General features: G+C 70.8%; 22 protein-coding genes. 3 read left to right on the forward strand and 19 right to left on the reverse strand.

The window, feature by feature from the left end:
• Positions 1-34: 34 nt before the first annotated feature.
• The 3 genes from LNW72_RS03130 to LNW72_RS03140 form a co-directional block, all read right to left on the reverse strand.
• Positions 35-535, reverse strand: coding sequence for a hypothetical protein (locus tag LNW72_RS03130; protein ID WP_250973902.1), 501 nt, complete (start codon positions 533-535; stop codon positions 35-37).
• 339 nt (positions 536-874) lie between these two features.
• Positions 875-1,195, reverse strand: coding sequence for a hypothetical protein (locus LNW72_RS03135; RefSeq protein WP_250973903.1), 321 nt, complete (start codon positions 1,193-1,195; stop codon positions 875-877).
• Positions 1,196-1,912: 717 nt separating this feature from the next.
• Positions 1,913-2,842 carry an SMP-30/gluconolactonase/LRE family protein gene (locus LNW72_RS03140; RefSeq protein ID WP_250973904.1) on the reverse strand — a complete coding sequence of 310 codons (930 nt, stop codon included), beginning with the start codon at positions 2,840-2,842 and terminating at the stop codon, positions 1,913-1,915.
• Positions 2,843-2,919: 77 nt separating this feature from the next.
• On the opposite strand from LNW72_RS03140, the gene LNW72_RS03145 reads away from it, so the two are divergent.
• Positions 2,920-3,363, forward strand: coding sequence for an Lrp/AsnC family transcriptional regulator (locus tag LNW72_RS03145; protein WP_250973905.1), 444 nt, complete (start codon positions 2,920-2,922; stop codon positions 3,361-3,363).
• Between the two features lie 16 nt (positions 3,364-3,379).
• Here LNW72_RS03145 and LNW72_RS03150 read toward each other — a convergent pair whose 3' ends face one another.
• The 9 genes from LNW72_RS03150 to LNW72_RS03190 form a co-directional block, all read right to left on the reverse strand.
• Positions 3,380-4,669 carry a YhgE/Pip domain-containing protein gene (locus LNW72_RS03150; protein WP_250973906.1) on the reverse strand — a complete coding sequence of 430 codons (1,290 nt, stop codon included), beginning with the start codon at positions 4,667-4,669 and terminating at the stop codon, positions 3,380-3,382.
• Between the two features lie 159 nt (positions 4,670-4,828).
• A complete protein-coding gene (locus LNW72_RS03155) occupies positions 4,829-5,872 on the reverse strand; it encodes an AMP-binding protein (RefSeq protein WP_250973907.1) in 1,044 nt (347 codons plus the stop codon).
• Positions 5,869-6,465, reverse strand: a complete 597-nt coding sequence (locus LNW72_RS41535; protein WP_250973908.1) for a ferritin-like domain-containing protein — start codon at positions 6,463-6,465, stop codon at positions 5,869-5,871. The genes LNW72_RS03155 and LNW72_RS41535 overlap by 4 nt, the downstream gene beginning before the upstream one ends.
• Complete coding sequence (locus LNW72_RS03165) at positions 6,462-7,565, reverse strand: SDR family oxidoreductase (protein ID WP_250973909.1); 1,104 nt, start codon at positions 7,563-7,565, stop codon at positions 6,462-6,464. The genes LNW72_RS41535 and LNW72_RS03165 overlap by 4 nt, the downstream gene beginning before the upstream one ends.
• Positions 7,562-8,497, reverse strand: a complete 936-nt coding sequence (locus tag LNW72_RS03170) for a hypothetical protein (protein WP_250973910.1) — start codon at positions 8,495-8,497, stop codon at positions 7,562-7,564. The genes LNW72_RS03165 and LNW72_RS03170 overlap by 4 nt, the downstream gene beginning before the upstream one ends.
• Entirely contained in the window at positions 8,494-8,754 is a 261-nt protein-coding gene (locus LNW72_RS03175; RefSeq protein ID WP_250973911.1) for a hypothetical protein, read from the reverse strand. Before LNW72_RS03175 ends, LNW72_RS03170 begins: the two co-directional genes overlap by 4 nt.
• A complete protein-coding gene (locus LNW72_RS03180; RefSeq protein WP_250973912.1) occupies positions 8,744-9,658 on the reverse strand; it encodes a diiron oxygenase in 915 nt (304 codons plus the stop codon). The genes LNW72_RS03175 and LNW72_RS03180 overlap by 11 nt, the downstream gene beginning before the upstream one ends.
• A 142-nt stretch (positions 9,659-9,800) precedes the next feature.
• Positions 9,801-10,772: a 3-oxoacyl-[acyl-carrier-protein] synthase III C-terminal domain-containing protein gene (locus LNW72_RS03185; protein WP_250973913.1), complete on the reverse strand. Its 972-nt coding sequence runs from the start codon at positions 10,770-10,772 to the stop codon at positions 9,801-9,803.
• Between the two features lie 308 nt (positions 10,773-11,080).
• Entirely contained in the window at positions 11,081-12,598 is a 1,518-nt protein-coding gene (locus LNW72_RS03190; RefSeq protein WP_250973914.1) for a PucR family transcriptional regulator, read from the reverse strand.
• A gap of 703 nt (positions 12,599-13,301) precedes the next feature.
• Between LNW72_RS03190 and LNW72_RS03195 the strand changes: the two genes are divergently transcribed.
• Positions 13,302-15,380 carry an RICIN domain-containing protein gene (locus LNW72_RS03195; RefSeq protein WP_250973915.1) on the forward strand — a complete coding sequence of 693 codons (2,079 nt, stop codon included), beginning with the start codon at positions 13,302-13,304 and terminating at the stop codon, positions 15,378-15,380.
• A 122-nt stretch (positions 15,381-15,502) separates the two neighbouring features.
• Entirely contained in the window at positions 15,503-16,120 is a 618-nt protein-coding gene (locus LNW72_RS03200; RefSeq protein ID WP_250973916.1) for a hypothetical protein, read from the forward strand.
• 80 nt (positions 16,121-16,200) lie between these two features.
• On the opposite strand, the gene LNW72_RS03205 is transcribed toward LNW72_RS03200, so the two are convergent.
• The 7 genes from LNW72_RS03205 to LNW72_RS03235 form a co-directional block, all read right to left on the reverse strand.
• Positions 16,201-16,575 carry a hypothetical protein gene (locus LNW72_RS03205; RefSeq protein ID WP_250973917.1) on the reverse strand — a complete coding sequence of 125 codons (375 nt, stop codon included), beginning with the start codon at positions 16,573-16,575 and terminating at the stop codon, positions 16,201-16,203.
• 77 nt (positions 16,576-16,652) lie between these two features.
• On the reverse strand, positions 16,653-17,087 hold the full coding sequence (locus LNW72_RS03210) for a roadblock/LC7 domain-containing protein (protein WP_250973918.1): 435 nt from the start codon (positions 17,085-17,087) through the stop codon (positions 16,653-16,655).
• Between the two features lie 37 nt (positions 17,088-17,124).
• Positions 17,125-17,889 carry a transcriptional regulator gene (locus LNW72_RS03215; RefSeq protein WP_250973919.1) on the reverse strand — a complete coding sequence of 255 codons (765 nt, stop codon included), beginning with the start codon at positions 17,887-17,889 and terminating at the stop codon, positions 17,125-17,127.
• A complete protein-coding gene (locus LNW72_RS03220; protein ID WP_250973920.1) occupies positions 17,886-18,290 on the reverse strand; it encodes a hypothetical protein in 405 nt (134 codons plus the stop codon). Before LNW72_RS03220 ends, LNW72_RS03215 begins: the two co-directional genes overlap by 4 nt.
• 190 nt (positions 18,291-18,480) lie before the next feature.
• Positions 18,481-20,202, reverse strand: a complete 1,722-nt coding sequence (gene araD / locus LNW72_RS03225; protein ID WP_250973921.1) for an L-arabinonate dehydratase — start codon at positions 20,200-20,202, stop codon at positions 18,481-18,483.
• Positions 20,199-21,104 carry a dihydrodipicolinate synthase family protein gene (locus tag LNW72_RS03230; RefSeq protein WP_250980002.1) on the reverse strand — a complete coding sequence of 302 codons (906 nt, stop codon included), beginning with the start codon at positions 21,102-21,104 and terminating at the stop codon, positions 20,199-20,201. Before LNW72_RS03230 ends, araD begins: the two co-directional genes overlap by 4 nt.
• A 35-nt stretch (positions 21,105-21,139) precedes the next feature.
• The gene (locus LNW72_RS03235; protein ID WP_250973922.1) at positions 21,140-21,790 is read right to left on the reverse strand and encodes a GntR family transcriptional regulator; all 651 of its coding nucleotides are present in this window, start codon (positions 21,788-21,790) and stop codon (positions 21,140-21,142) included.
• Between the last annotated feature and the right edge of the window lie 17 nt (positions 21,791-21,807).

Genomic DNA, 21,807 nt, shown 5'->3' on the forward strand with positions numbered 1-21,807 from the left:
TGCCCTCCCCTCACCCCACCGGAGACGCCCCGCGTCATGTGCCGTTGGTGCGGGCCTCGTAGGCGGTGATCATGTCCTGAACGGCGGCGGGGCCGGGCGCGATGCCGACCCAGACACCGGCGTCGGTCCACATCTGGACGGGGTCCGCCCCGGTGCTGTGGGTGTTGCCGCTGACGATGACATACGGGCCGTAGCGGTCGACCGTGTCGGGCTCGATCTCGCGTATCGGGGCCGGCGACAACACCTCAAGGGCTTCCACCCGCAGCCGCAGCACGCCGTCGGGGGTCCCGCCGGGCAGCATCAGCACGCCCTCCACCCGCAGCAGGTCGCCCTCTTCCAGATCCTCCAGGGCGGTCCTGACCAGGACCGGGTCCGTCACCAGGCACGGGAGCACCATCTCGTCCGCCGCGTGGTCGGTGGGCGAGTGGATCAGCCGGAACGCCGCCGTCGCCCCGTACTCATCGCCGGGCGCCGGGGCGGGGGCGTCTTCGATATAGCCGTCGAGCACCAGGGCGACGGGTTCCAGCGCGCCCATCAGCGGCCGGTGGTGGTAGCGGCGACCGGGGTCGGGGTCGTCATGGTCTCTCCGATGGATCAGTGGCCCGGTGCTGGGTCGACGGTCAGGCAGCGCGCGAGTACGAGGCTGTCAGCCCCCATTGTCTCAGCGCCACCGGTGTACCTCTGCCAGCCCTGCCCCGCGCAGGCGTTGGAGGCGATCTTCAACGGGGGGCGAAGGGTGCACGAGGTCGCCGAGTGAGGCCGGAGACGGTGGGATAGTCGCTGGTGGCAGCCGTGCCCCAGTGGGTCGCCGCAGCCGGTCGCCGTCCATGACGTTGGCGGCGGAATCCGGACAGCCGGTCTGCGCCACCGGCTGTCAGGGGGTCGGCGGGACGGCGTTGGCGGTGCGGAGGAAGTGGATGACGCGGCGGCGGCCGGTGGCGATGAGGTGCTCCTGCAACTCGGCGTCGAGTCGCTGCCGGGCGGCCGGGTCCGCCGACCACCACAGGTCAGCGGGGTCCGGGGGCGCGCCGAGCCGGATACGGACGCACGGACAGGGGTTGCTGAACTCACGGAAGGCGTCCTGCGGATCGGGGAACCACCGCACCACCCATGTACCGACCGCGGCATCGTGATGCTCTTCGGCCAATTCTCCCACCCGTTCGGCCTGTTCGAGCAGGCGCAGCTCCCAGAGCATCGCGCAGTGCGGGCAGCCCGGCACCGGCTCCGCGTCGGCTCGTACGAGGTCGTCGACGGCTTCCCGCAGCGGCGCGGGCAGGGTGCGGCCGTCGTCAGGGGCGGCGAGCGGGCGGGCACGGGGGAGGCGGGATCCGTCCAGGTGACCGCGATCCGCCCGTACTCCAGGACCTGGGTGCCGCCATCACGATCCTCGGCGAGGATGCGGACGAGGAAGAGCACCCGTTCCTCCAGCGCGTCTCCGACCGCGGGTCCCTCCGGATCCTGTGCCCAGGTGAGGTGGTACTCCAGCGCACCCGCGGTGGGCCACGGGGGCAGCAGATAGCGGTGCTCGCGCGGTTCGTCCGGCAGCACCACGGCTTGAACGTCCTCCAGGGGATGTTCCGCGGAGGACGTGCGGAGCCGCATCGAGGTGAGGGGGCAGGCGTAGCGGCGCACCTGCAGGATGTAAGCCGCTGCGGGGGTGGCGAAGAAATCGGCCGGCGGGGTCACGGCGATCACAGCGGTCCCCTGACGGACGCCTGCGGGCAGTTCGGCGTCGTAGCGCAGCGTGAGTTGGCCGGTGAAGTTGAATGCGATCACTGTTGGCACGCCCCCTCGAACGATGCGGTCCGCGAACCGCCTCCGTGCACACCCGGGCCGGCCCGGCGACGGTTCGATTCTCCCCTCCACCGAGCCCCCGTGGCACCCGGTCGACGCAACGGCCGCCGGGTGGCGCTCAGACGCGCCGTGTCCGCGGCGCGCCCGTCACCGACATCACCAGCGAGTACAGCGTCGTGGTCGCCGTGATGAACAGCCGGTTGTTCTTGGGGCCGCCGAAGGCGATGTTGGAGACCGCCTCGGGGACCGCGAGCCTGCCGATCAGCGTCCCGTCCGGGTCGTAGCAGTGCACTCCGCCGTCCATGGCCGCGGCCCACAGCCGGCCTTCGTCGTCGAAGCGGATGTTGTCGAAGCGGCTGACGCCGTCGGTCGTCTCGGCGAAGACCTTGCCGTCCGAGAGGGTGCCGTTCCCGCGGACGTCGAACACGCGGATCTGGCCCGCGCGGGTGTCGGAGACGTACAGCTGTCGCTCGTCGAGCGAGAAGACCAGACCGTTCGGGCCGCCGAAACCGTCGGCGACCAGGCGGACTTCCCCGGTCACCGGGTCCACCCGGTAGACGTTGCACGCACCGATCTCGCTGTCCGCCCGGTGGCCCTCGTAGTCGCTGGTGATGCCGAAGTCGGGGTCGGAGAACCAGATCGAGTCGTCGGACTTCACGGTCGCGTCGTTCGGGCTGTTGAGCCGCTTGCCCTCGAAGCGCTCCGCGAGGACGGTCAGTGTCCCGTCCGGCTCGGTCCGGCTGACGCGGCGGTTGCCCTGCTCACAGCTGATCAGGCGGCCCTGGCGGTCGAGCGTGTTGCCGTTGCTGTGGCCGGCCGGCGAACGGAAGAGGCTGACGGCGCCCGTCGCCTCGTCCCAGCGCAGCATGCGGTCGTTGGGGATGTCGCTCCAGATCAGCTGCCGCCAGGCGGGCAGATAGAGCGGGCCCTCGGCCCAACGGCAGTCCTCATACAGCTTCTCGAACCGTTCGTCGCCGTTCGCACAGCGTCCGGTACGGAAGCGATCGTCCAGAATCTCGTATATCGAGGGGCGAGCGACGGAAGACATGATCACACCTTCATGACTTGAGGCCGAACTACATCCTGTCTCGTATGAATATCGCAGAATGAAGTATGGTGGCAAGCGTGGATGACATCGATCGTGAACTCGTCGCGCTGCTCCAGCAGGACGCCACTCAGGCCTATGCCGCCCTTGGCAAGGCCGTCGGCCTGTCGGCCGGCGCCGCGCACGAGCGGGTGCGGAAACTGCGCGAGCGCGGCATCATCCGGCGGACGACGGTGGACGTGGACCCGGCGGCCCTCGGGCAGGGCGTGCTCGCCTTCGTCATGGTCGAGTCGTCGGCCTGGATGGGCGAGTCGGGCGCGGCGTTCGCCGCAATCCCCGAGATCCAGGAGGCGCACATCATCGCGGGCAGCGCCTCGGTGCTGGTGAAGGTGCGCACCTCCACCACGGTGCAACTCCAGGACGTGCTCCGACGGCTCTACGCCATCGACGGCGTCAGCGGCACCCAGGCCACGGTCTCACTGGAGACCTTCTTCGAGCGGCCGGTCTCACCGCTGGTGAACTGATGGCCGCGCAAGAACCTCAGACGTGTTCGGGAACGATGCGGTGCAGGCCCTTGCGGTCGTAGTAGCCGGTCATAGCGAACCCGAAGGCCAGAGCCGCGATCGAGCCGACCGCGATCATGATCCACGCACGCGTGAGACCGGCGTCGGCCTGGGCCCCGAAGTACATGATCGCCCGTACACCGTCGGCGAGTTGCCGCATGGGTTCGAACTCGGACAGCACGCGGTAGAAGCTGGGCAGCGCCTGCAGCGGAATGGTGGCGCCCGAGGACGGCAGGGCCAGCGCGATGAACACGAACATGCTGATCAGCTGGCCGATCCCGCCGAAGGCGGCGAGCAGCGCCTGGACCCCGAGCCCGACCGCGGCGGTCGCGCAGAACGAGAAGACCCACAGCAGCGGCAGATGGGACGCGTCCATACCCAGGATCACCACGGTCGCCAGCATGATCAGACTCGAGGTCAGCGCGGAGAGCCCCAGCGACATCACACACGTGACGATGAACGTCCGGGTCCGGGTGATCGGCACGGTGGGCCGCTGGGTGCGCACCGGCCCCAGCTCGCTGGCCGCGTAGCCGAGGGCGACGTCCACGCCGTTGCTGATCACGCTCGCCCCGAGGAACCCGGACAGGACCAGGAGCAGGGTGTAGTAGAACGCGGTCAGACCGAGACCGCTGTGCGAGCCGATGGCATGCCCGACGGAGACCTTGACCGTCACGGGGTCCTGCAGGAGAAGCCGTTCGGCGTTGGTCATCGCGCCGCCCCCAGGGCGCTGCCGCTCGATGAGCGAAGCGCCGAGCTGCGCCGATGCCGCGTGTGCCGTCTGCTGGGAGATGGAACTCGCCAGCGAGGAGGCCAGGCTGCCCGCCCCCGGGTTGGTCAGCACCGACATCGTCGGCCGCACCGGCTGCTGCCCGGTCGGCGCCCCCAGCGCGCCGACGGCCGCGGTGAAGCCGTCCGGCACCTCCAGGACGCCGTAGAGCTTCCCGGAGGCGAGCCCGTCCCGGGCGGCCCCCGCGTCGAGCTGCCGCCACGACGCCTGCTGCTGTGACGTGGCCGATGCGGCGATGCCGTCGGTGACCTGCCGGCCCAGGTTCATCGGCTGCCCCGCCACCACGGCGCCCCGGTCGGCGTTGACCAGGCCGATCGGCATGTGGTGCAGACTGCCGTTGGGGTTGAGGATGCCGCCCATGTAGACCAGGGAGAGCAGCAGGGCGACCAGCCCGATGATGGTCGCCGGGAAGGCCCAGATCTTGGGATTTCCCACGACCTGCCGCACGGTCGCGCCGGTGATGCGCTGGTTCGCTGGCATCGCTCTCCATCGGTAGCAGTCCCTGGTGCCATCCGAGGGGAGAGTATCCCTTTATAGGGTGCTTTGGTCCGCTTCTGACGTCTCGTCGATCAAGTTCCGTGACGCGACGTTGGAGGAGCACCCCGCCCGGGCGAGCCGGTGTCCGTCACTGCCTGATCGTCACAACCTGGTCGTCACCGCCTCGAGACCGCCCTCCTGGAGCAGTTGCCACATATGACGGCGGCGCAGCTTGCCGCTGGTGGTGCGCTTGAGCAGACCGCGGCGGCCGGCGACGAGGGTGAGGGCGGGCTCGGGGCCGAGTTCGGCCCGCAGCATGTCGGTCACCTTCTCCGTCCAGGGGCCGGGGGCGGCCTCCACGAAGACGGCGACACCGGCCCGGCCGCGATCGTTGAGGGCCACCAGCGCCGCGCGGTCCCGGTCCAGCCCGGCCGCCGCGGCGACCTTCGCGTCGAGGTCGTCGACGTAGACGCTGCGCCCGCGCAGTTTCAGGCTGTCGCCCATCCTGCCCAGGACGAAGAGCTGGCCGTCGTGCAGGAATCCGGCGTCCGCGGTGCGGAGTTCACCGTCGACGAAGCGGGTGGCGTCCGGACCGCCCTCCCGCCCCGCGTGGTAGCCCGGCGCCACCGAGGCGCCGGACACGGCGATCTCCCCGAGATGGCCCGCCGGGACGGGGTCGCCGTCCGCGTCGACGATGCGGACGGCGACCCCGTCCCCCTCCTGGGGAAAGCCATGGCCGACCAGCCAGCCGGAGCCCGGCTCGACCGCCGCGTCGGCCAGCCGGGCGGTGTCCTCGACGGTCACCGCCCGGCCGATCCGCAGCGCCGCCCAGTCGGGGCGCACGATCAGGAGCGGCGCCGCGCCGCCCGTCACCGCGAGCGTGTTCTCCGCCAGACCGTAGGACGGCACATACGCGTCAGCGGAGAACCCGGCCGGCGCGGCGAACCGGGCGAACGCGGAGAGCGCCGCCGGGTCGACCGCCTCGGCGCCGACGCAGACGCTGCGCCAGCCGGACAGGTCCAGCTCGTCCAGCCGCCGCGGCCGGACCCGCCGGGCCGCGTAGGCGAACGCGAACGACGGCGCCGCCGAGTGCGCCGCCCGGCCGGGCGCGAAGCAGGCCAGCCAGCGGGCCGGATCCCGGATGAACTGGTCCGGGCGCATCACCGTCGTTCCGCCTCGGGCCGGGGGCGCCGCAGGGCCGGTCACGGCGTGCCCTCCGCGACGGGCGGATCCTCGAAGGGCAGGTCGGGGCCGCTCAGGAAGGTGATGCGTTCGCCGTACTCCGCGAGGGTCTTCGCGTAGACCTCCTCGTCGGCCGCCGTGAAGCGGGCCAGGGTCGAGTCGATGTACTCCTGGCCGTACCGGCCCGCCATCTCCTCCAGGGCGTCCCTGACGTACTTCACATGCCAGCGCTCGTCCTCCATGATCGTCTCGATGGTCTGCCGGACCCTCGGATGGGTGTCCCCGGCCCGCAGATGGCGGCGGTACTGGGCGATCACCCGCTTCTCGAAGACCTGGGTGACCGCCATGACCTCCATGAGGTTGGCGGGCAGACCGACGGCCTCCAGATACTGGTCCTGGTAGCTGCCGGACAACTTCGTCGCCGGGTGACCCAGGTCCTCGATGCAACGGGTCCAGTACTTCGCGTGGTTGGCCTCGTCGGCGAAGTGGTGGGTCACGTTCGCCTGGAGCGGGCCGCCGCGCAGGGTGCGGGCGACCCGGCCGAAGAACAGGGCGCCGTTGATCTCGGACGAGCGGTAGTAGCTCAGCAGCCACAGGTCGTTCTCGGAAAGGGTCACGGTGTCTCCTCGGGCCGGCGGCCCCACTTCGAGGCGACCAGCCGGGTGCAGGTGGCCCCGGTCAGCGCGTACGGATCGGGGGCCGCGTACGCGGGCCAGGCCGCGCGCAGCGCTTCGTTGCGGAACGTCTTCGGCAGATAGAGCTGGGCGGCGAACGGTGAGACCGACGCGAGTGACTGATGGAGCGGCCCGGCGCGCAGCCCGGTGGCGGCGTGCAGCAGGTCGTCGAAGCTCTCCCGGTCGCAGGGGACGGGCCGGATCAGGCCCCGCCGCCGGAATCCCGCGTCGCGTTCGAAGACGCTGAAGGCGAGGTCGACGAGCTCGCCGAGGATCGGCGTTTGAGCCGGGTCGGGGCAGACGTGGTAAACGCCGTCGGCGACTGCGGGATCGAGCAGGCGGGTGACCGCCGAGACGGTGAAGGCGGCCGTCGCGAGGGAGAGCGGTGTCTTCTCGTCCCCCGGCAGCAGCGACAGCAGTCCGTAGTGGAAGAGCTTGAGCGTGTTGTGGAAGACGTTGTACTGCGTGACGTGCCCGCTGTCGTCGTCGGCGATGACCGTGGGCAGCCGCAGTACGGAGACCGGCATCTCCCCTGCCGCACGCAGGAGTTGTTCCTCGGCCGCCCATTTCGACCACTCGTAGTGGTTGACGAAGCCGGCGTCCGGGAGCCGCTCCTCCGCGATGTCGCCCTGATGCTCGCCTGCGGCGTACAGCGTGGACAGCAGGGCGAATCGCCTCAGGTTCTCGCACCGTGCGGCGAAGGCCCGCAGCCGACCGGTGCCCGCCACGTTGACGTCGTCGGCGATGTCGCGCTCGACGTTGAAGCGGGTGACGGCCGCCCCGTGGACGATGCGGGTGACCGCACCCGGATCGACGTCGGTCAGCAGGGTGTCGTGGCGGACGTCCGCCACCACACACCGGGTCCGTCCTGCGGCGTCCGGTCCCAGCTCGTCCGCCAGCCGCTGCCGTTTCCCGTCGAGTTCGGTTGCGGAGGCGGCACGGACGGCCAGAATCAGGTCATCGTCCCCGTCGTCGAGCAGTGCTGCGGCAAGCCGGCGTCCCAGGTAGCCGTCCGCGCCGGTGATGAGCGTGGTTCCCCTCACGCCGCGCCTCCCCGCAGCTTCGCCAGGACCGTCGTCGCCGCGTCCTCCAGGACGGGCCACGAAGCCGGGTCGAGGCCGTGGCGGTCGGTGAGGGCGAACAGCCAGCGTTCGAGGCCGAAGGCCGCGCAGCAGCTGTCGGCGGCCCGGCCGTCGCGGGTCAGGCCGAAGCCGGACCCGAAGTGGTCGTGGTGCCGGTTGACCGAGGCGATGGCCAGGTCACCGCCGTACGTCGCCTCGTACTTCACCGGCTGGACGCGCTGCAGGAGATGGCGCGGGTTGTCCTCGGGCCGGAAGAACGGGTCGGTCGCCGGGAGCCACTCCAGGTCCAGGTCGATCAGCCCGAAGAACAGGTCGAGGGCGGTCCGGGCCTCGTCGAGGAAAGTGACCGTCTCGGCGGCGGTGCCGACGCAGACGATCTCCCGCATCGTGAAGCTGCTCAGCCGCCGCAGCGGCACGTAGTGCGTCTCCTGACGGAAACAGGTGTTACGGGTCGTCAGGTACAGGGCCTGGTCGAGTACTTCGCCCTGATGACCGCTGTAGAGGTGGTAGCAGGCCGCCGGGGTCAGGACCTCGGTGACCGGTGAGAGCCCGGACAGCGCGACCCGGCCGTCCGCATCCAGGACGGGGCCGGCGAGGAAGGCGTCGATGTTCGGCTCCTCGGGGCTCAGCCGGGCCACGAAGGTCGCCTGGTGCGGGAAGGAGCGGAGGTAGCCGACCTGCTGCAGCCGCTCCGCGGGCAGCGATGCGGGATGCCGCTCCTCCTCCGCGTTCCAGAGGGAGGCGAGCCGTACGAAGGCGCGGTCGCAGTCCTCGGCGAGCCGCAACAGCGGGCCGCGCAGGGCCGCCTGCCCGGACGGCTGCCAGGAAAGGCCGATTCGGTGCAGAGCGGCGAACCGGTCGGGGCCGGCCGCGCTCGCTGTCGCGCGCGTCACGGCGCCACCCCCGCTCCGCCGAACCGGTCCACCATCGTGTGGATGTCACGGAAGTCCCCGGGCCGCAGGTCCTCCACCTCGATCGGTGCGGCGCGCAGCCGTTCCAGGAGCAGCAGGAGTTCCGGCAGGTGCACGGACCTCAGATGCCGCTCCTCGAACAGGGGCGTCCGGTCGGTCAGGCCGTCGGCGGACAGGTCGGGGGCCTTGGTGAGGACCCAGGACCTGAGCCGGTTCCGGATCTCCTGGTCAGAAAGCATCGGCCGGCTCCTTGTCGAGAATCCCCGCCTCGGTGAGGAAGGCCAGGACCCTCGTCGACACCGCACGCCGGTGAGCGCGCTGCGCCGGTGCGGACCAGGCCTGCTCGGCGACCTCCCAGGGATCGTCGAGCCCCGCGTCGGCGTAGACGTCGGGGTTGTAGTACTCGCGCCAGCTGACGACGAAGAACTGCTCCAGCTGACGGCGCAGGTCGGCCACCGTGTCATCGCCCCACGAAGGGACGCAGGCCTCCCACAACGCGGTGACCAGCTGGCGGCCGAAGACCAGGTGCCGCGATTCCTCGACGTGATGGTTGTCGTTGATGAACCGCGACACCGGGTGCAGCCGGGCGTCCCGGGCCTGGACCCAGTTGTAGCGGTCCACGATCTCCTCGAAGATCATGGTCTTGGCGAAGAAGAGGAAGTCCTCGACGCTCTGCGAACGAGTCTCCTCCAGCGCGAACTGGCGGCTCCGGTACACCTTCGCGTACCGGGTGCAGAAGCCGCCGAAGTAGATGCTGTGCTTGTTCTCCTCGTCGAGGAAGTGGTGCAGATACTCCGAGACGTCCACCAGGTCCTTGCGGTACAGCCGCTGCGCCAGGCCCTGCATCAGGCCCTTCTCGCCGTGGATGTTGAGGCTGTAGAAGTTGACGGCCTCATGAAAGGCCAGCCGCCGCCTGGCGGGCTCGTCGAGCGCGTCCCACAACGGGGTGCCGTACAGGCTCACGTACTCGGGTGAGCTGAACCAGTCCTCCTCGGGCCGGACCTCCTCCGGCCACTGCCGCAGCGTGATGTAGGGGTTCTGGTAGGAGCGCTTCGAGAGATGGCTGAGCCTGCTCACGGTGTCACCGAGCGAGGCGATGGCCTCCGCGAGCCGGGGCTTCGGAGCATTCGCTGTACTACTCACACTGTCCTCATCTGACGTGTCGTGTCGGTTCGCGTACCGGCGGCAGGCGGTCGGGGCGGATCCGCCCGGACGCCGGGGACGCGGACGCCGGGGACGCGGACGCAGCGAGCGCGGACGCTGCGGCCGCGGGCGCTCGTCCGGATCACGCGGCGAAGGACTCGGTGGCCTGCAGGATCACGCACTGCCAGTTCAGGCCGAATCCGGCCATCACGAGCGCGACGTACTGACCGGGCCGCAGCCGGCCGGAAGCGATCAGTTCCGCGAGGTTGATGATGTTGTCGGCGGAGATGACGTGCCCCACGTCCCGCATGGACGAGAAGAAGACCTTCCCGGCGTCCACCCCGAGCAGCCGGGCCAGGATCTGCCAGGCCTTGTCGTTGGTGTTCTGGGTGACGACCCAGTCGAGGTCCGCGGCCGACAGCCCGGCCCGGGTCAGGGTCTCGCGCACCAGCCGGTGGGTGTACGCGAAGTACATGCCGACCGTTTCGTCGTCATCCGCCTGCCCGAGGCCGCCGTTGGTGATCTGGTGTGCCGTCACCAGGCGGAACGCGGCGGGTTCCCGGCTGACGACACAGGCCGCCGCGCCGTCGGAGATGAGGTTGTAGGCCTGCTCGTACCGGGCTCCCGCCGGGAAGCGGTCGGCCGTCACGCACAGCACCCGCTCCCAGTCCTCCTCGGCCCGGAGCATCGCCCCGGCCAGCCGCAGGGAGCCCAGCATCGCCGTGCACGCCTGCTGGTTGAGCCCGATGACGACGGCCTTCCCGAGCCCGAAGTCAGCCTGCAGCCGGCCGGCGGGAAAGTCCATGAGGTGCTTCACGTCCCGGCTGCGCTCCCACGCCGCCGGGTCTCCGGCGTTGCCGTTGCCGGGCAGGCACGTCGCGTAGACGATCGCGTCCACGTCGCCCAGCCGGCCGGAGTCGGCCAGCTGCGCGGTGACGTCCCTGGCCAGGTCGTAGGCGCTGGTCGTCGGCTCACAGACGTGGTGCCAGCGGAAGCCGGCCGACTCCAGGTCCTGCGCCGAGGACATCAGGTGCCCCGCGGCCCCGGTCTCGCTGACATGGGCTTTGCGTTCGCCCAGTGTGTGGACGAACGAGTCGACGAATACGTCGGTCACAGCATCTCTCCCAGCAGGCACTCGGGGACCATGGGCCGTGCCGCGGTCCTTGCCGTCCGCCGCGCTGCGGACGGGACCATCGGCCCGAGAGGGTCGGCCGCTCATCTGGAAGCCGGGCCATGAACCGGCGGTGAAGCCGGCCACGTGTGCGTGTTCCCCCGCCTCCAGGGTCCCGTGCGCCGGCACCGGAGTCGATGGCCGCCCGCTGCGGATTGCCGGGACCCGGCTGTGCGCCGAGCACAACGCAGCAGGTCAGGAGCGGAACAAGAGGCCGGAACGGTCGGGAGCTGCGCATCGTGTCGGGGCGCTCATGGGCAGCGCACGGCCACCAGGGCCATCCGGCAGGCGAGTTGGTGCCGGTCGTCGTCGAGCATGCTGCCGGTGAGCGTCTCGATGCGGCGCAGCCGGTTGAGCACGGTGTTGCGATGGCAGTGCAGCTCGTCCGCGGCCCTGGCCGCCGAGCAGCCGCCGCGGAACCAGGCGTCCAGTGTCGCGAGCAGCAGGTCCCGCTCCTCCTGAGGGCAGTCGAGCAGTCTGCCGAACGTGTGGCGGGCCAGCCGCTGGGCGACGTGCGGGCTGGTCACCACGAGGGCCTCCAGCAGGTGGTCGTCGAAGGCCGCGACGCCTTCCGTTGCCGCCGGCAGGGTCTGCAGGGCGGTCTCGGCGCAGTGGTAAGCAGTGGCGATGTCGGAGAGGCTGTCGACCTCGCAGGAGATGCCCACCCGCCGGCCCACGCCGGCCGAGAGAGCTTCGACCAGCCGCCCCAGCGAGGTGCTGCCCAGTTCCAGCAGTCCGATGTGCCGGTCGGTACGCCTGCGCCAGACGGCCAGCACCGCGTGGGAGGGCAGGGCATGACGCAGCGCGCGCGGCGTCCCGCTCCCGAAGCCGTCGGCGTCGTGCTCCCCGCTCGGCACCGTCCCGTCGGCCATGGCGATCACGACGAACCGGCCGCGCGCCGGAAGGCCGAGAGTCACCTGCGCCTCGGCGGCGACCACCGGCTCGACGCCGCGGCCCTCGATCAGCGCGTCGATCACCGTCTCACGGCGTTCGGTGCTGCGGCGCTGGGCGTCGGCCTCCGCCACGCGGTGCCCCTCGACGAAGGCCTGCGAGTAGCTGTCGAGCGCGTCCCACACGGGGCCGCTCTCGTCGAGGAGCCGCTGCAGCACCTCCGGGGACAGCGCCCGGGCCTCGTCGAACAGCTTCTCCCAGAGCAGTTGGGTGGCCAGCCGGTGGACGCGGAGCAGGGATTCGACCGACACGCCTTCCTGGGCGCGGTAGTGTCCCCACGCCATCGGGACGGCCAGTGGGTTGCTGTCGGCGGGCGGCTTGCCCGCGAGGATCCGCAGGAAGCCGAGGACGTTCTCGTGGAGGGAACGGCGTATTTCGGACCCTGGTACGAGCTCCAGATGCCGCACTCCCCTGCCCACGGTCAGTTCCATGAGCTCTTCGACGAGGTGGGGAAGCTGTCTCAGCAGGCCCTCGGCGAGGCCGCGCACCACCGGGGTGGGGCCGCCGCTCCTGTCCCCGTGCGGCGAGGGGAGCCGCAGTATTTCCCCGTGCCCTCCGGCCGGGGTGGAGCCTTGGACGGGGCTCTGAACTGCACTCTGAGCGGTGCTCCGGGCGGAGGTGAAATCCGCGTCGACCGCCGGATGGGCGCGGCCCGGTAACTCCGCCGGCCGGCCGTCGCGGGTCCTGCCCGGCGGTCCCGCCGGGATCCGGACTTCCGGGGAGGCGGACGCCTCCTGCGCGGCCGTCTCCCGCAAGCCGGGATACGACCTGTGCCCCACGTGCTGCTTCCCCACGGACGCGGTACCCCTGGTGGACATCGACATGGCCCCTCCGGTCGTTTCAGCGGACGGCGACGGCGCCTTCGCGCACGCGCCTCGGACGACTGCCGGCCGGCGGGCCCGGTCGCGCGGTGCTCGGCGCGGCACCCGCCAGGGCTGCACCGCCGTGCCCACCAGCGGCGGCCGGGATCACCGGGCCACTGACCGTTTCGTCGGGAAACGCAACGGGGGCACAAGGCTGTACGGCATCCGACCGGGCGGTTCCCACCCATGGACGCCCGAGCAGTCTCGCAGCATGTTTATCACCCTCTGGAACAACGAAGTTACCGAACGGTATCGAACCAGCCGCATCCTGCGGCGGGATGCGCTACGTTCAACTGACGCCGGTTGCGCGCGGGGTGACGCCCCCTCCGCCGCCGCCTCGGCCGCTCGCGCCACGTCGCCGCGCGGTCGCGGTTTCGGCGAAGCCTAAGGATTCCTAAAGCCGACCTCATGTTCCTGTGAAGGTTCCGGCGACGCAGTGCCGCCGAGGTTTGCTTTCCAGTGGTCTAGACCTCTGGTGCAATGTCACTGCAATACCCGGGACGAGGCAACCCTCCTCGCCCATGACCGTGCGTCAGTTCGGTCCGTCAGCGCCCCATCGGCAACTTTCGCCCCTCCTATAGCAACGAAATCCGGGTGGATGAACGGGCGTTCGATGTGGCAGTGTCCCGCCGCAGCGCAGTCCAGACCCAAGGATGGGATGAACTTGTTGCAGCTCAACGATCGAGGCGAGCACCGGCGCCGCTCGGCGGCCAAGAGACGGACGCTCCTCGCCATCGCGCTGGCCTCCGCCACGCTGGTCGCCGGCGGCGTCACCGCACTCGCCACCACGGGCGGCATCGGCGGCACGAACACCCAGCAGGTGGACTCCGCATCCCCGCAGGCGCTGGACGACGTTCCGCCCGACGAGCCGCGCAAGGGCATGGTGTACAAGGGCCTGGAAGCCGCCCCCGAGGACAGCTCGTGTGTCGGCGGCTTCGAGGTCGAGGGCGTCAAGCAGTGCACGCACGGCCCCGACTCACCGCCCAAGGGCGTGGACATCACCAAGGACACGCCTCCGGCCGTCAAGGCGGCCGTGGTGTCCTCCATACCCGAGGCCGGCGCCGGCAAGGCCCCGGGCGGCGCCGAGTTGCTCTCCGACGTGCCGGCGACGCTGGACGCCGCCCACCCCGGCAAGGCCATCGCGTCGGCGCCGCCCGCCTCGACGGGCACCACAGGCACCGCCGCCAAGAGCGCCGCGGCGCAGGACGCGGCGTCGGCCGTGATCTGTGACGGCGACGGCTCGACCGGCAACCGCGTCCAGGTCGTCTACGCGCACGGCCCCGGTGCGAACCGGTTCGCCGAGTACCTGCCCTCGTTCAAGAAGTGGGCCCACGACTCCGACGTCATCTACAACGCGAGCGCGACGGAGACCGGCGGTGTGCGGCACATCCGCTACGTCACCGAGTCCGACTGCACCGTCGCGGTACTCAACCTCGAAGTGCCGGCTTCCGCGATGCAGGACTTCAGCGCCACCAACCAGGCGCTGGCGGCGCAGGGCCTGAACCGCCGCGACCGCAAGTACATGATCTTCGCGGACTCCAACGTCTACTGCGGCATCGGCAGCTTCGCGGGTGACGAGCGTCCCGGCCCGGAGAACTCCAGCAACTTCGGCCCTTCCTACGGCCGGACGGACTCCGGCTGCTGGGGAGGTTCGACGCCCGCCCACGAACTCGGCCACAACCTCGGCGCGGTCAACAACAGTGCCCCGCACACCAGCCGCGGCGGCCACTGCGTCGACGAGTGGGACATCATGTGCTACTCGGACACGCCGTACTACCCGCAGATGCAGATCCACTGCCCGAACCGCAGCAGTGACGACCGGCTCGACTGCAATCACGACGACTACTTCAACACCAACCCGCAGCCGGGCAGCTACCTGACGACGCACTGGAACATCGCCAACAACCAGTTCCTGCTCAGCAACGGCGGCAGCAACCCCAATCCCAACCCGACGCCGAGCCCGACACCGTCCCCCACCAAGACGGCCGGTCCGACGCCGAACCCGACCACCACCACGCCGAACCCCAACCCGACGACCGGTCCTGATGTCGTCGTGAGTCAGGTGACCCAGAACTCCGCGGTGCTCACGTGGAAGCCGGCCACCGGCGCCACCGGGTACGACCTGCTGCTGGACCAGAGGGCCATCGGCAACGTCAAGGCCACCACCGTGCGCGTGGTCAGCCTGAAGCCCGGCACGCAGTACAAGGTCGCCGTCGCCGTGCACGGCGCGGACGGCAAGGTCTCCGCACCCGGTCGTCAGGCGGCGTTCCGTACCCAGCCGGCCGGCGGAACGACGGCCGGCCCGGTCGAGCCCGGCAAGCGGTACCTGATGCTGAACAGCTTCACCGGACAGGCCGCCGACATGTACGGCTCCTCCCGGGCCAACGGCGCGGTGCTCATCGGCTACCAGCGGCACGGCTACACCAACCAGCAGTGGCTGTTCGAGAGCGTCGGCGGCGGCTACGTCCGGGTCAAGTCCGCGGTGTCCGGCAAGTGCCTGCAGATCGGCGGGAAGCCGGTCGCGGGTCAGTGGATCGCCCAGCAGCCGTGCGGCACCGCCGCATCGCAAGCGTGGAAGATCACCGCCAACGCCACCGGCTACACGCTCGGCGTCAAGGGCTCACCGCTCGTCCTCGGCGTGAGCAACCGCGACTACTACGGCGGGGCGTTGCTGGAGCTGCAGCAGCCCGGCAACCAGGCCTGGCAGCGCTGGACTTTCCAGCAGTCCACGTCCTGACGACGGACGAAACCTCATGAACTGACGGGCCCGCCCCACCGGGCGGGCCCGTCAGCACTCCTGTGGGCCCGCCCGCCGCCCGTCCCGCCGTGTCTCCCGACCCTCCCGAAAGCCGGTCCCCGATGCACCTCCCGTCCCTCCGCCTGCTCCGGCCGCTCACGGCCGCACTGCTGATCACCCTCGCCACCCTGCTGTCGCTGCTGTCCACGAGCCCGGCGTCCGCCCATGGGGACACCATCCACCTGGAGATCACCGGCAACGCGGAGGGCCGCCTGACGGTCACGGCCACCTGGGACGAGGACCACCACCCCGTGGACGAGAAGGTCGCCGCGACGCTGCAGGCGACGGCGGCGGACGGCAGGCAGGTCGGGCCGTGGGCCCTCACCCCGCTGGACATGGCGCAGGGCACCTACACCGTCGCCGTACCGCTGCCGCCCGGCACCTGGCAGATCGCGGCGGAGTCCGCGTTCCCGGCCATCGGCGCCGGAAAGACCACCCTCAAGGTCACAGCTGTTCCGGGCCGCCCGGCACCCAGCACGTCCGCCACCACGCCCGCTCCCCCGGTCTCCGCCGCGCCGGCCCCCAGCCACCCGGCCGCCCAGCCGACCGCAGCCGCCGACACCGACGGTTCCGGTTCGTCGTCCACCCTGCTGCTGGGTGCCGCCGCCACGGGAGTCGTCGTCGCGGCCGGCGCCGCGCTCCTGATCGTCCGCCGACGCCGGTCCGGCAGCCAGGCGTAGTGCCGGAAGCGCGACGGCGCGGCTCTCCACGACCGCAGGACGGGAGCCGACCGCTGTGCGGCCCCCGTCGCGGGCGGTCGTCAGACCTCCAGGTCGGCCTCGATCTTCCTGAGCTGATGCCTGGCCATCGCCAGGTTGGCCCGTCCCTTGTCCAGTGCCAGGTAGAGGAAGAGGCCGTTCTTGCCGCGTCCCTTGATCAGCCGGATCAGGTGGTACTGGCTGCCGAGGGTGATGAGGATGTCCTCGATGTCGTCCTTGAGGCCGAGCATCTCCATGGTGCGCACCTTCGCGCGCACCACGTCGGTGTTCCCGGCGGCGGCGACCGTCAGGTCGAGGTCCTTGCCGCCGCCGATCGTGCCCAGTGCCATGCCGCTGGTGTAGTCGACGAGCGCGACGCCCAGCGTGCCCTCGATCGATGTCGTCGCTTCCTTGAGGGAGGTCTCGATGTTCGTCATGAGCGGGTACTTCCTTCCGGTCTTTGCGGTGGTGTGCAGTGGTCTGCTGTGGGTGATGCGTCGGAACGGTGGTGCGGTCAGGTGGTCTCGGGCCGGATCAGCGTGCTGTCGGTCAGTTCGGCGATGCGCGCACTGCACCGGCGGGCCTCCAGGTGGAGTCGGCCCACGTTGGCGTCCGTCCCGGCCCATGCGGTCAGGACGACGGAGACGCCTGCCGCATAGGTGGCGACATAGCCCTGCTCGCCCCTGACCAGCAGCTCCCGGAACGCGCCCCGGTCGGTTCCGTCCGCCAGGCGGAGGGCGACCGAGAGCACGGCGGCGCTGAGCGCGGCGACGGTCTCGGACTCCGGGGTGGGAAGGTCCTGGGCCAGCACCAGACCGTCGATACTCGCCGCGAGCACGCCGGTGAGGTGGGGAACGCGGGCCCGTAACCTCCGGAGCTCTTCCAGGACATCGGCCTCCGTCGCCATCAGCTGTCTCCTTTCGGCGCGCTGTCTCAGTGCGCGTCTCATGACGGCGTTGCCGGTGCCTCATGGGCGGGCCGGAAGATCACAGGGTTGCCTCCAATGCGTCACGCAGTCGGCGCAGCAGGGATATGTCGGGGTCCGCGGACAGGTCCGCGACCCAGGCCGGGATGGGGGAAGGCTCGGCCGCCGCCGATCGGCGGGGTGTCCGCAGATGCCCGGCGGCGGCCAGCCGGCGCACGTCGACGAGGGTGTGGAAGGCGGGACGGCCCAGGAGCCGGGCCATCGTGAACGGGGTCCGTACGCCGTCCGCCAGATCCAGGACGGCGCGCTGCCGCCGGGTGACCGCGGGGTTGTCGGCCGCCCGGTCGCGGACGACCGGCGCACTGTCGACTTCGGGGTGCGGCCAGATCCCGTCCAGCAGCTCCTGCCGCCGCCGGGTCTCACGCTCGACGACCTCGGCACGCAGCGGGCGTACGGGCCCGAACCAGTGGGTGGCTCCGTAGCGGAAGCGGGTCGGGCCGGTTCTGGGGGCGAGCGCGAAGAACGCGGCGTCGAAGACCGCGCCGAGATGGCAGATCTCCAGCTCCCCGCTGGTGAGCAGGTTGCTCTCGACGAGGCTGCGCCCGACCCGGCACCGTGCCCCCGCCCGGTCGATGGTCTGCTGCCACTCCGCCGGGGAGAGCCGGCGGCGGGCGAGCAGCAGCACGTCGACGCCGGGTGCCGCGGGACTCTCGGCGTGGACGACTTCTCCGTCGAGCAGATAGACCGTGCCCGTCTCCCGCAGCAGGGCGCCGGTGGCCCGGTCTCCGGCCATACGGACCAGCATCGAGGGGTTCAGCGCTCTCATCCGAGCACCAGGCGCTCGGCCAGTCCCTGGAGCCGGAGCCGGGCAAGGGCGAGATTTCCCTCGTCGCGGTCGAGCCAGAGATGGAAGAAGACGCTGCTGTCGAAGGTGGTGTCGACGAAGCGCAGCAGGTGATAGCTGGTGGGAGTGGTGACGATGACGTCCTCGACGGGCGATCCCTTGGCGCCCTCGGCGTCGCCCTGGTTCCCGGCCGGCGCGAAGGCGGTGTGTTCGGCGGCCATCCGGGCCAGTTCGGCCGTCTCGACCGCCGTGGTCTCGTAGTCGTTCGTGGGGGATACGCCGAGAGTGCCGAGCGCCAGTCCCGTGGTCCACTCGACGACGGCGGCTCCCCGTGCACCGGGCAGACCCATCGCTTCGAGTAAGCACTCATCGATTCCGGGCACGCGGATTCCCTCTCGGTTCGCGGCAGTTGAGGACCCCAGCTGCACTGCGGTGACCGTGAGACTACGCACGGCGATGCCCTGGATGCGGACGTAAGATGATTTCCCGCGAAAACACGCAGCGTTGGACTATGATCCGCCCTTGCCAGACGCATAGTCGATCGACGGGCGGGAAACCGACGCCTCCGGACGATCAGCCCGCGTAGGGCTCGGGCACTTCGCCGGGCCCGGCCAGGAAACGGAAGTCGCAGCCGGTGTCGGCCTGGGTGATCTGTTCCTGGTAGAGGGCGCCGTAGCCGCGTGAGAAGCGGGGCGGTGGCGGCTGCCACTCTGCGCGGCGGCGTTCCAACTCGGCGTCGTCCACCTCCAGGTGGAGTCGTCGCGCCTGCACGTCGAGGGTGATCAGGTCACCGGTGCGGACGAGTGCGAGCGGGCCGCCGGTATACGACTCAGGTGCGATGTGCAGGACGCAGGCACCGTAACTCGTGCCGCTCATCCGGGCGTCGGAGATCCGGACCATGTCCCTCACCCCCTGCTGGAGAAGGTGGTCGGGGATCGGCAGCATCCCGTACTCGGGCATCCCGGGGCCGCCGAGCGGACCGGAGCCGCGCAGGACCAGGACGGTGCCGGCGGTGATGCCCAGGCCCGGGTCGTTGATGGTGGCCTGCATCGTCCGGTAGTCGTCGAAGACCACGGCAGGACCGGTGTGCTTGAGCAGCTGGGGATCGGCGGCGATGTGCTTGATGACGGCGCCGTCCGGACAGAGGTTGCCGCGCAGCACCGCGAGGCCGCCCTCGTCGGCCAGCGGGTTGCCGCGGGGGCGGATCACGTCCGGGTTGTGGACGAGCGCGCCCGTGAGCTGCTCGCGCAGCGTGCGGTGCGCGACCGTCGGGCGCTCCAGATGCAGGACGTCCGTGAGCTGCGCGAGGAAGCCGGGCAGGCCGCCGGCGAAGTGGAAGTCCTCCATCAGATAGTGGCCGCCCGGGCGCAGGTTCGCCAGCACCGGCACCGTGCGGGCGATGCGGTCGAAGTCGTCCAGGTTCAGCTCGACGCCGGAGCGGCCGGCCATCGCGATCAGATGGATCACGGCATTGGTGGAGCCGCCCAGGGCGAGGACGGTGGCGACCGCGTCCTCGTACGCGTCACGGGTGAGGATCCGCGACAGCTTCAGGTCCTGCCACACCAGCTCGACGATGCGCGCTCCCGAGGCGGCCGCCATCCGCTCGTGACCGGAGTCGACCGCGGGGATCGAGGACGCGCCGGGCATCGTGACACCCAGCGCCTCGGCGGCGGCCGTCAGCGTCGAGGCGGTGCCCATCGTCATGCAGTGGCCGGGGGAACGCGCGAGCCCGTTCTCCAGTTCCGCCAGTTCGGCGTCGCCGATCAGCCCGGCGCGCCGGTCGTCCCAGTACTTCCACATGTCCGTGCCGGAGCCCAGCACTTCATTGCGCCAGTGTCCGGGCAGCATGGGTCCGGCCGGGACGAAGACGGCCGGCAGGTCCATGCTGGCCGCGCCCATCAGCAGCGCCGGGGTGGACTTGTCGCAGCCGCCCATCAGGACGGCGCCGTCGACCGGGTAGGAGCGCAGCAGTTCCTCGGTCTCCATGGCGAGGAGGTTGCGGTAGAGCATCGGCGTCGGCTTCTGGAAGGTCTCCGAGAGCGTGGACACCGGGAACTCCAGCGGGAAGCCGCCCGCCTGCCACACCCCGCGTTTCACCGCCTGGGCGCGTTCCCGCAGGTGGGAGTGGCAGGGGTTGATGTCGGACCAGGTGTTGAGGATCGCGATCACCGGCTTGCCGAGGTGCTCCTCGGGGAGATAGCCGAGCTGCCGGGTGCGCGCCCGGTGGCTGAACGAGCGGAGCCCGTCGGTGCCGTACCACCGGTGGCTGCGCAGTTCCCCGGGAGACTTCCTCATATCGCCCAGTCCTTGATGAGTGCCGCGACCTCGGCGCGCTGCGCGTCGGGCAGCTGACGGCTCGGCGGCCGCACCTCGCGGCGGCACAGGCCGAGTGCGGCGAGTGCCTCCTTCACGACGGTCACGTTGTTGGCGGACTGCTGCGCGGCGCGCAGGTCCTCGAAGGGGCGGATCTGTTCCCAGACCTTCATCGCTCCCGGATGGTCTCCGGCCCGCAGGGCCGTCAGCATGCCCAGCGAGACGGACGGGGCGACGTTGACCAGGCCGGAGGTGAACCCGGTGGCGCCCATCGCCCAGTAGGCCGGCGCGTACAGCTCCGCGAGTCCTGCCACCCAGACGAACCGGTCGAGCCCGGCGTCGCGCGCGAAGGCCCCGAAGCGGGCTGCGTCCGGCACCGCGTACTTCGCGCCGATCACATTGGGGCACAGGTCGCCGAGCAGTGCCATCCGGTCGCCGCCGAGGAGGGGGTTGCGGATGTAGGGCACCACGCCCAGTTCGGGAACGGATTCGGCGATGGCGCGGTGGTAGTCCACCCATCCGTCCTGCGACACATAGGGATGGACGGGCTGGTGCACCATCACCATCTGCGCGCCGTGGTCACGAGCGTGCCGGGCGCCGGCGACGGCGGTCGGAACGTCGTGTCCCACTCCCACGAGGACGGCGGCCGGTCGCCGCGCGGTCTCGGCGAGCGTGTCCTCGACGACGGTGAGGCGCTCCTCGGGGGCGAGTGCGTAGAACTCACCGGTGTTCCCGTTGGGCGTGAGCGTCCGGACGCCGCCGTCCAGCAGCCTGCGCAGCAGAAGCCGGTACGCGGCCCGGTCGATCGCACCGTCGGCGTCGAACGGGGTCACCGGAATCGCGACGACGTCGGCGAGCGCGGCCCGCAGTGCGGCGCGGTCCATCGGTTCGGGGCGGGGCCTGTGTTCAGAGCGGTGCATCAGGCGCCCGCCTCCTCGTGGTCGGGGAACGCGCGGCGGACGAAGTCCGAGATGTGGGCGTGCAGCAGCCTGGCGGCGCCGTCCGCGTCACCGGCGAGCGCCGTCCGCAGGATCTCCTGGTGCTCGCGGGCCTCCTGCTCCCAGGAGGGGGAAGCCGCCCAGGCGACGGTCGACACCAGGGCCGCCTGGTCACGCACCTCGTCGAGCATCCGCGTCAGGAGCGGGTTGCCGCAGGGGAGGTAGAGCGCCCGGTGGAAGTCGCGGTTGGCGAGGCTCCGGTCGGCCCGGTCCTCCGCGCCCCCGGCCCGCGCGAGCGCGTCCTGCGCCGCCGCCAGGGACTCCTTCCTGACGATGCTGCGGCGCAGCGCCTCAGGCTCCAGCAGCAGCCGCACGTCGTAGATCTCCCGCGCCATGGCGGTGTCCACGGTCCGCACCGTGACGCCCTTGTACTGGCTCATCACGACGAGGCCGGTGCCGGCCAGCGTCTTGAGCGCCTCGCGCACGGGCGTCTTCGAAACGCCGAACTGCGCCGCCAGATCGGCCTCGACGAGTGCCTGTCCCGGACTCAACTGCCCGGTGAGGATGCCGTGCTTGATCGCCTCCTGCACGTACTGCGTCCGGGAGGGGATCGGGGCGGGAGCAAAGGTCATATGCGCTCTCAGATCTC

It is taken from the genome of Streptomyces sp. RKAG293 (assembly GCF_023701745.1).
GTDB lineage: Bacteria > Actinomycetota > Actinomycetes > Streptomycetales > Streptomycetaceae > Actinacidiphila.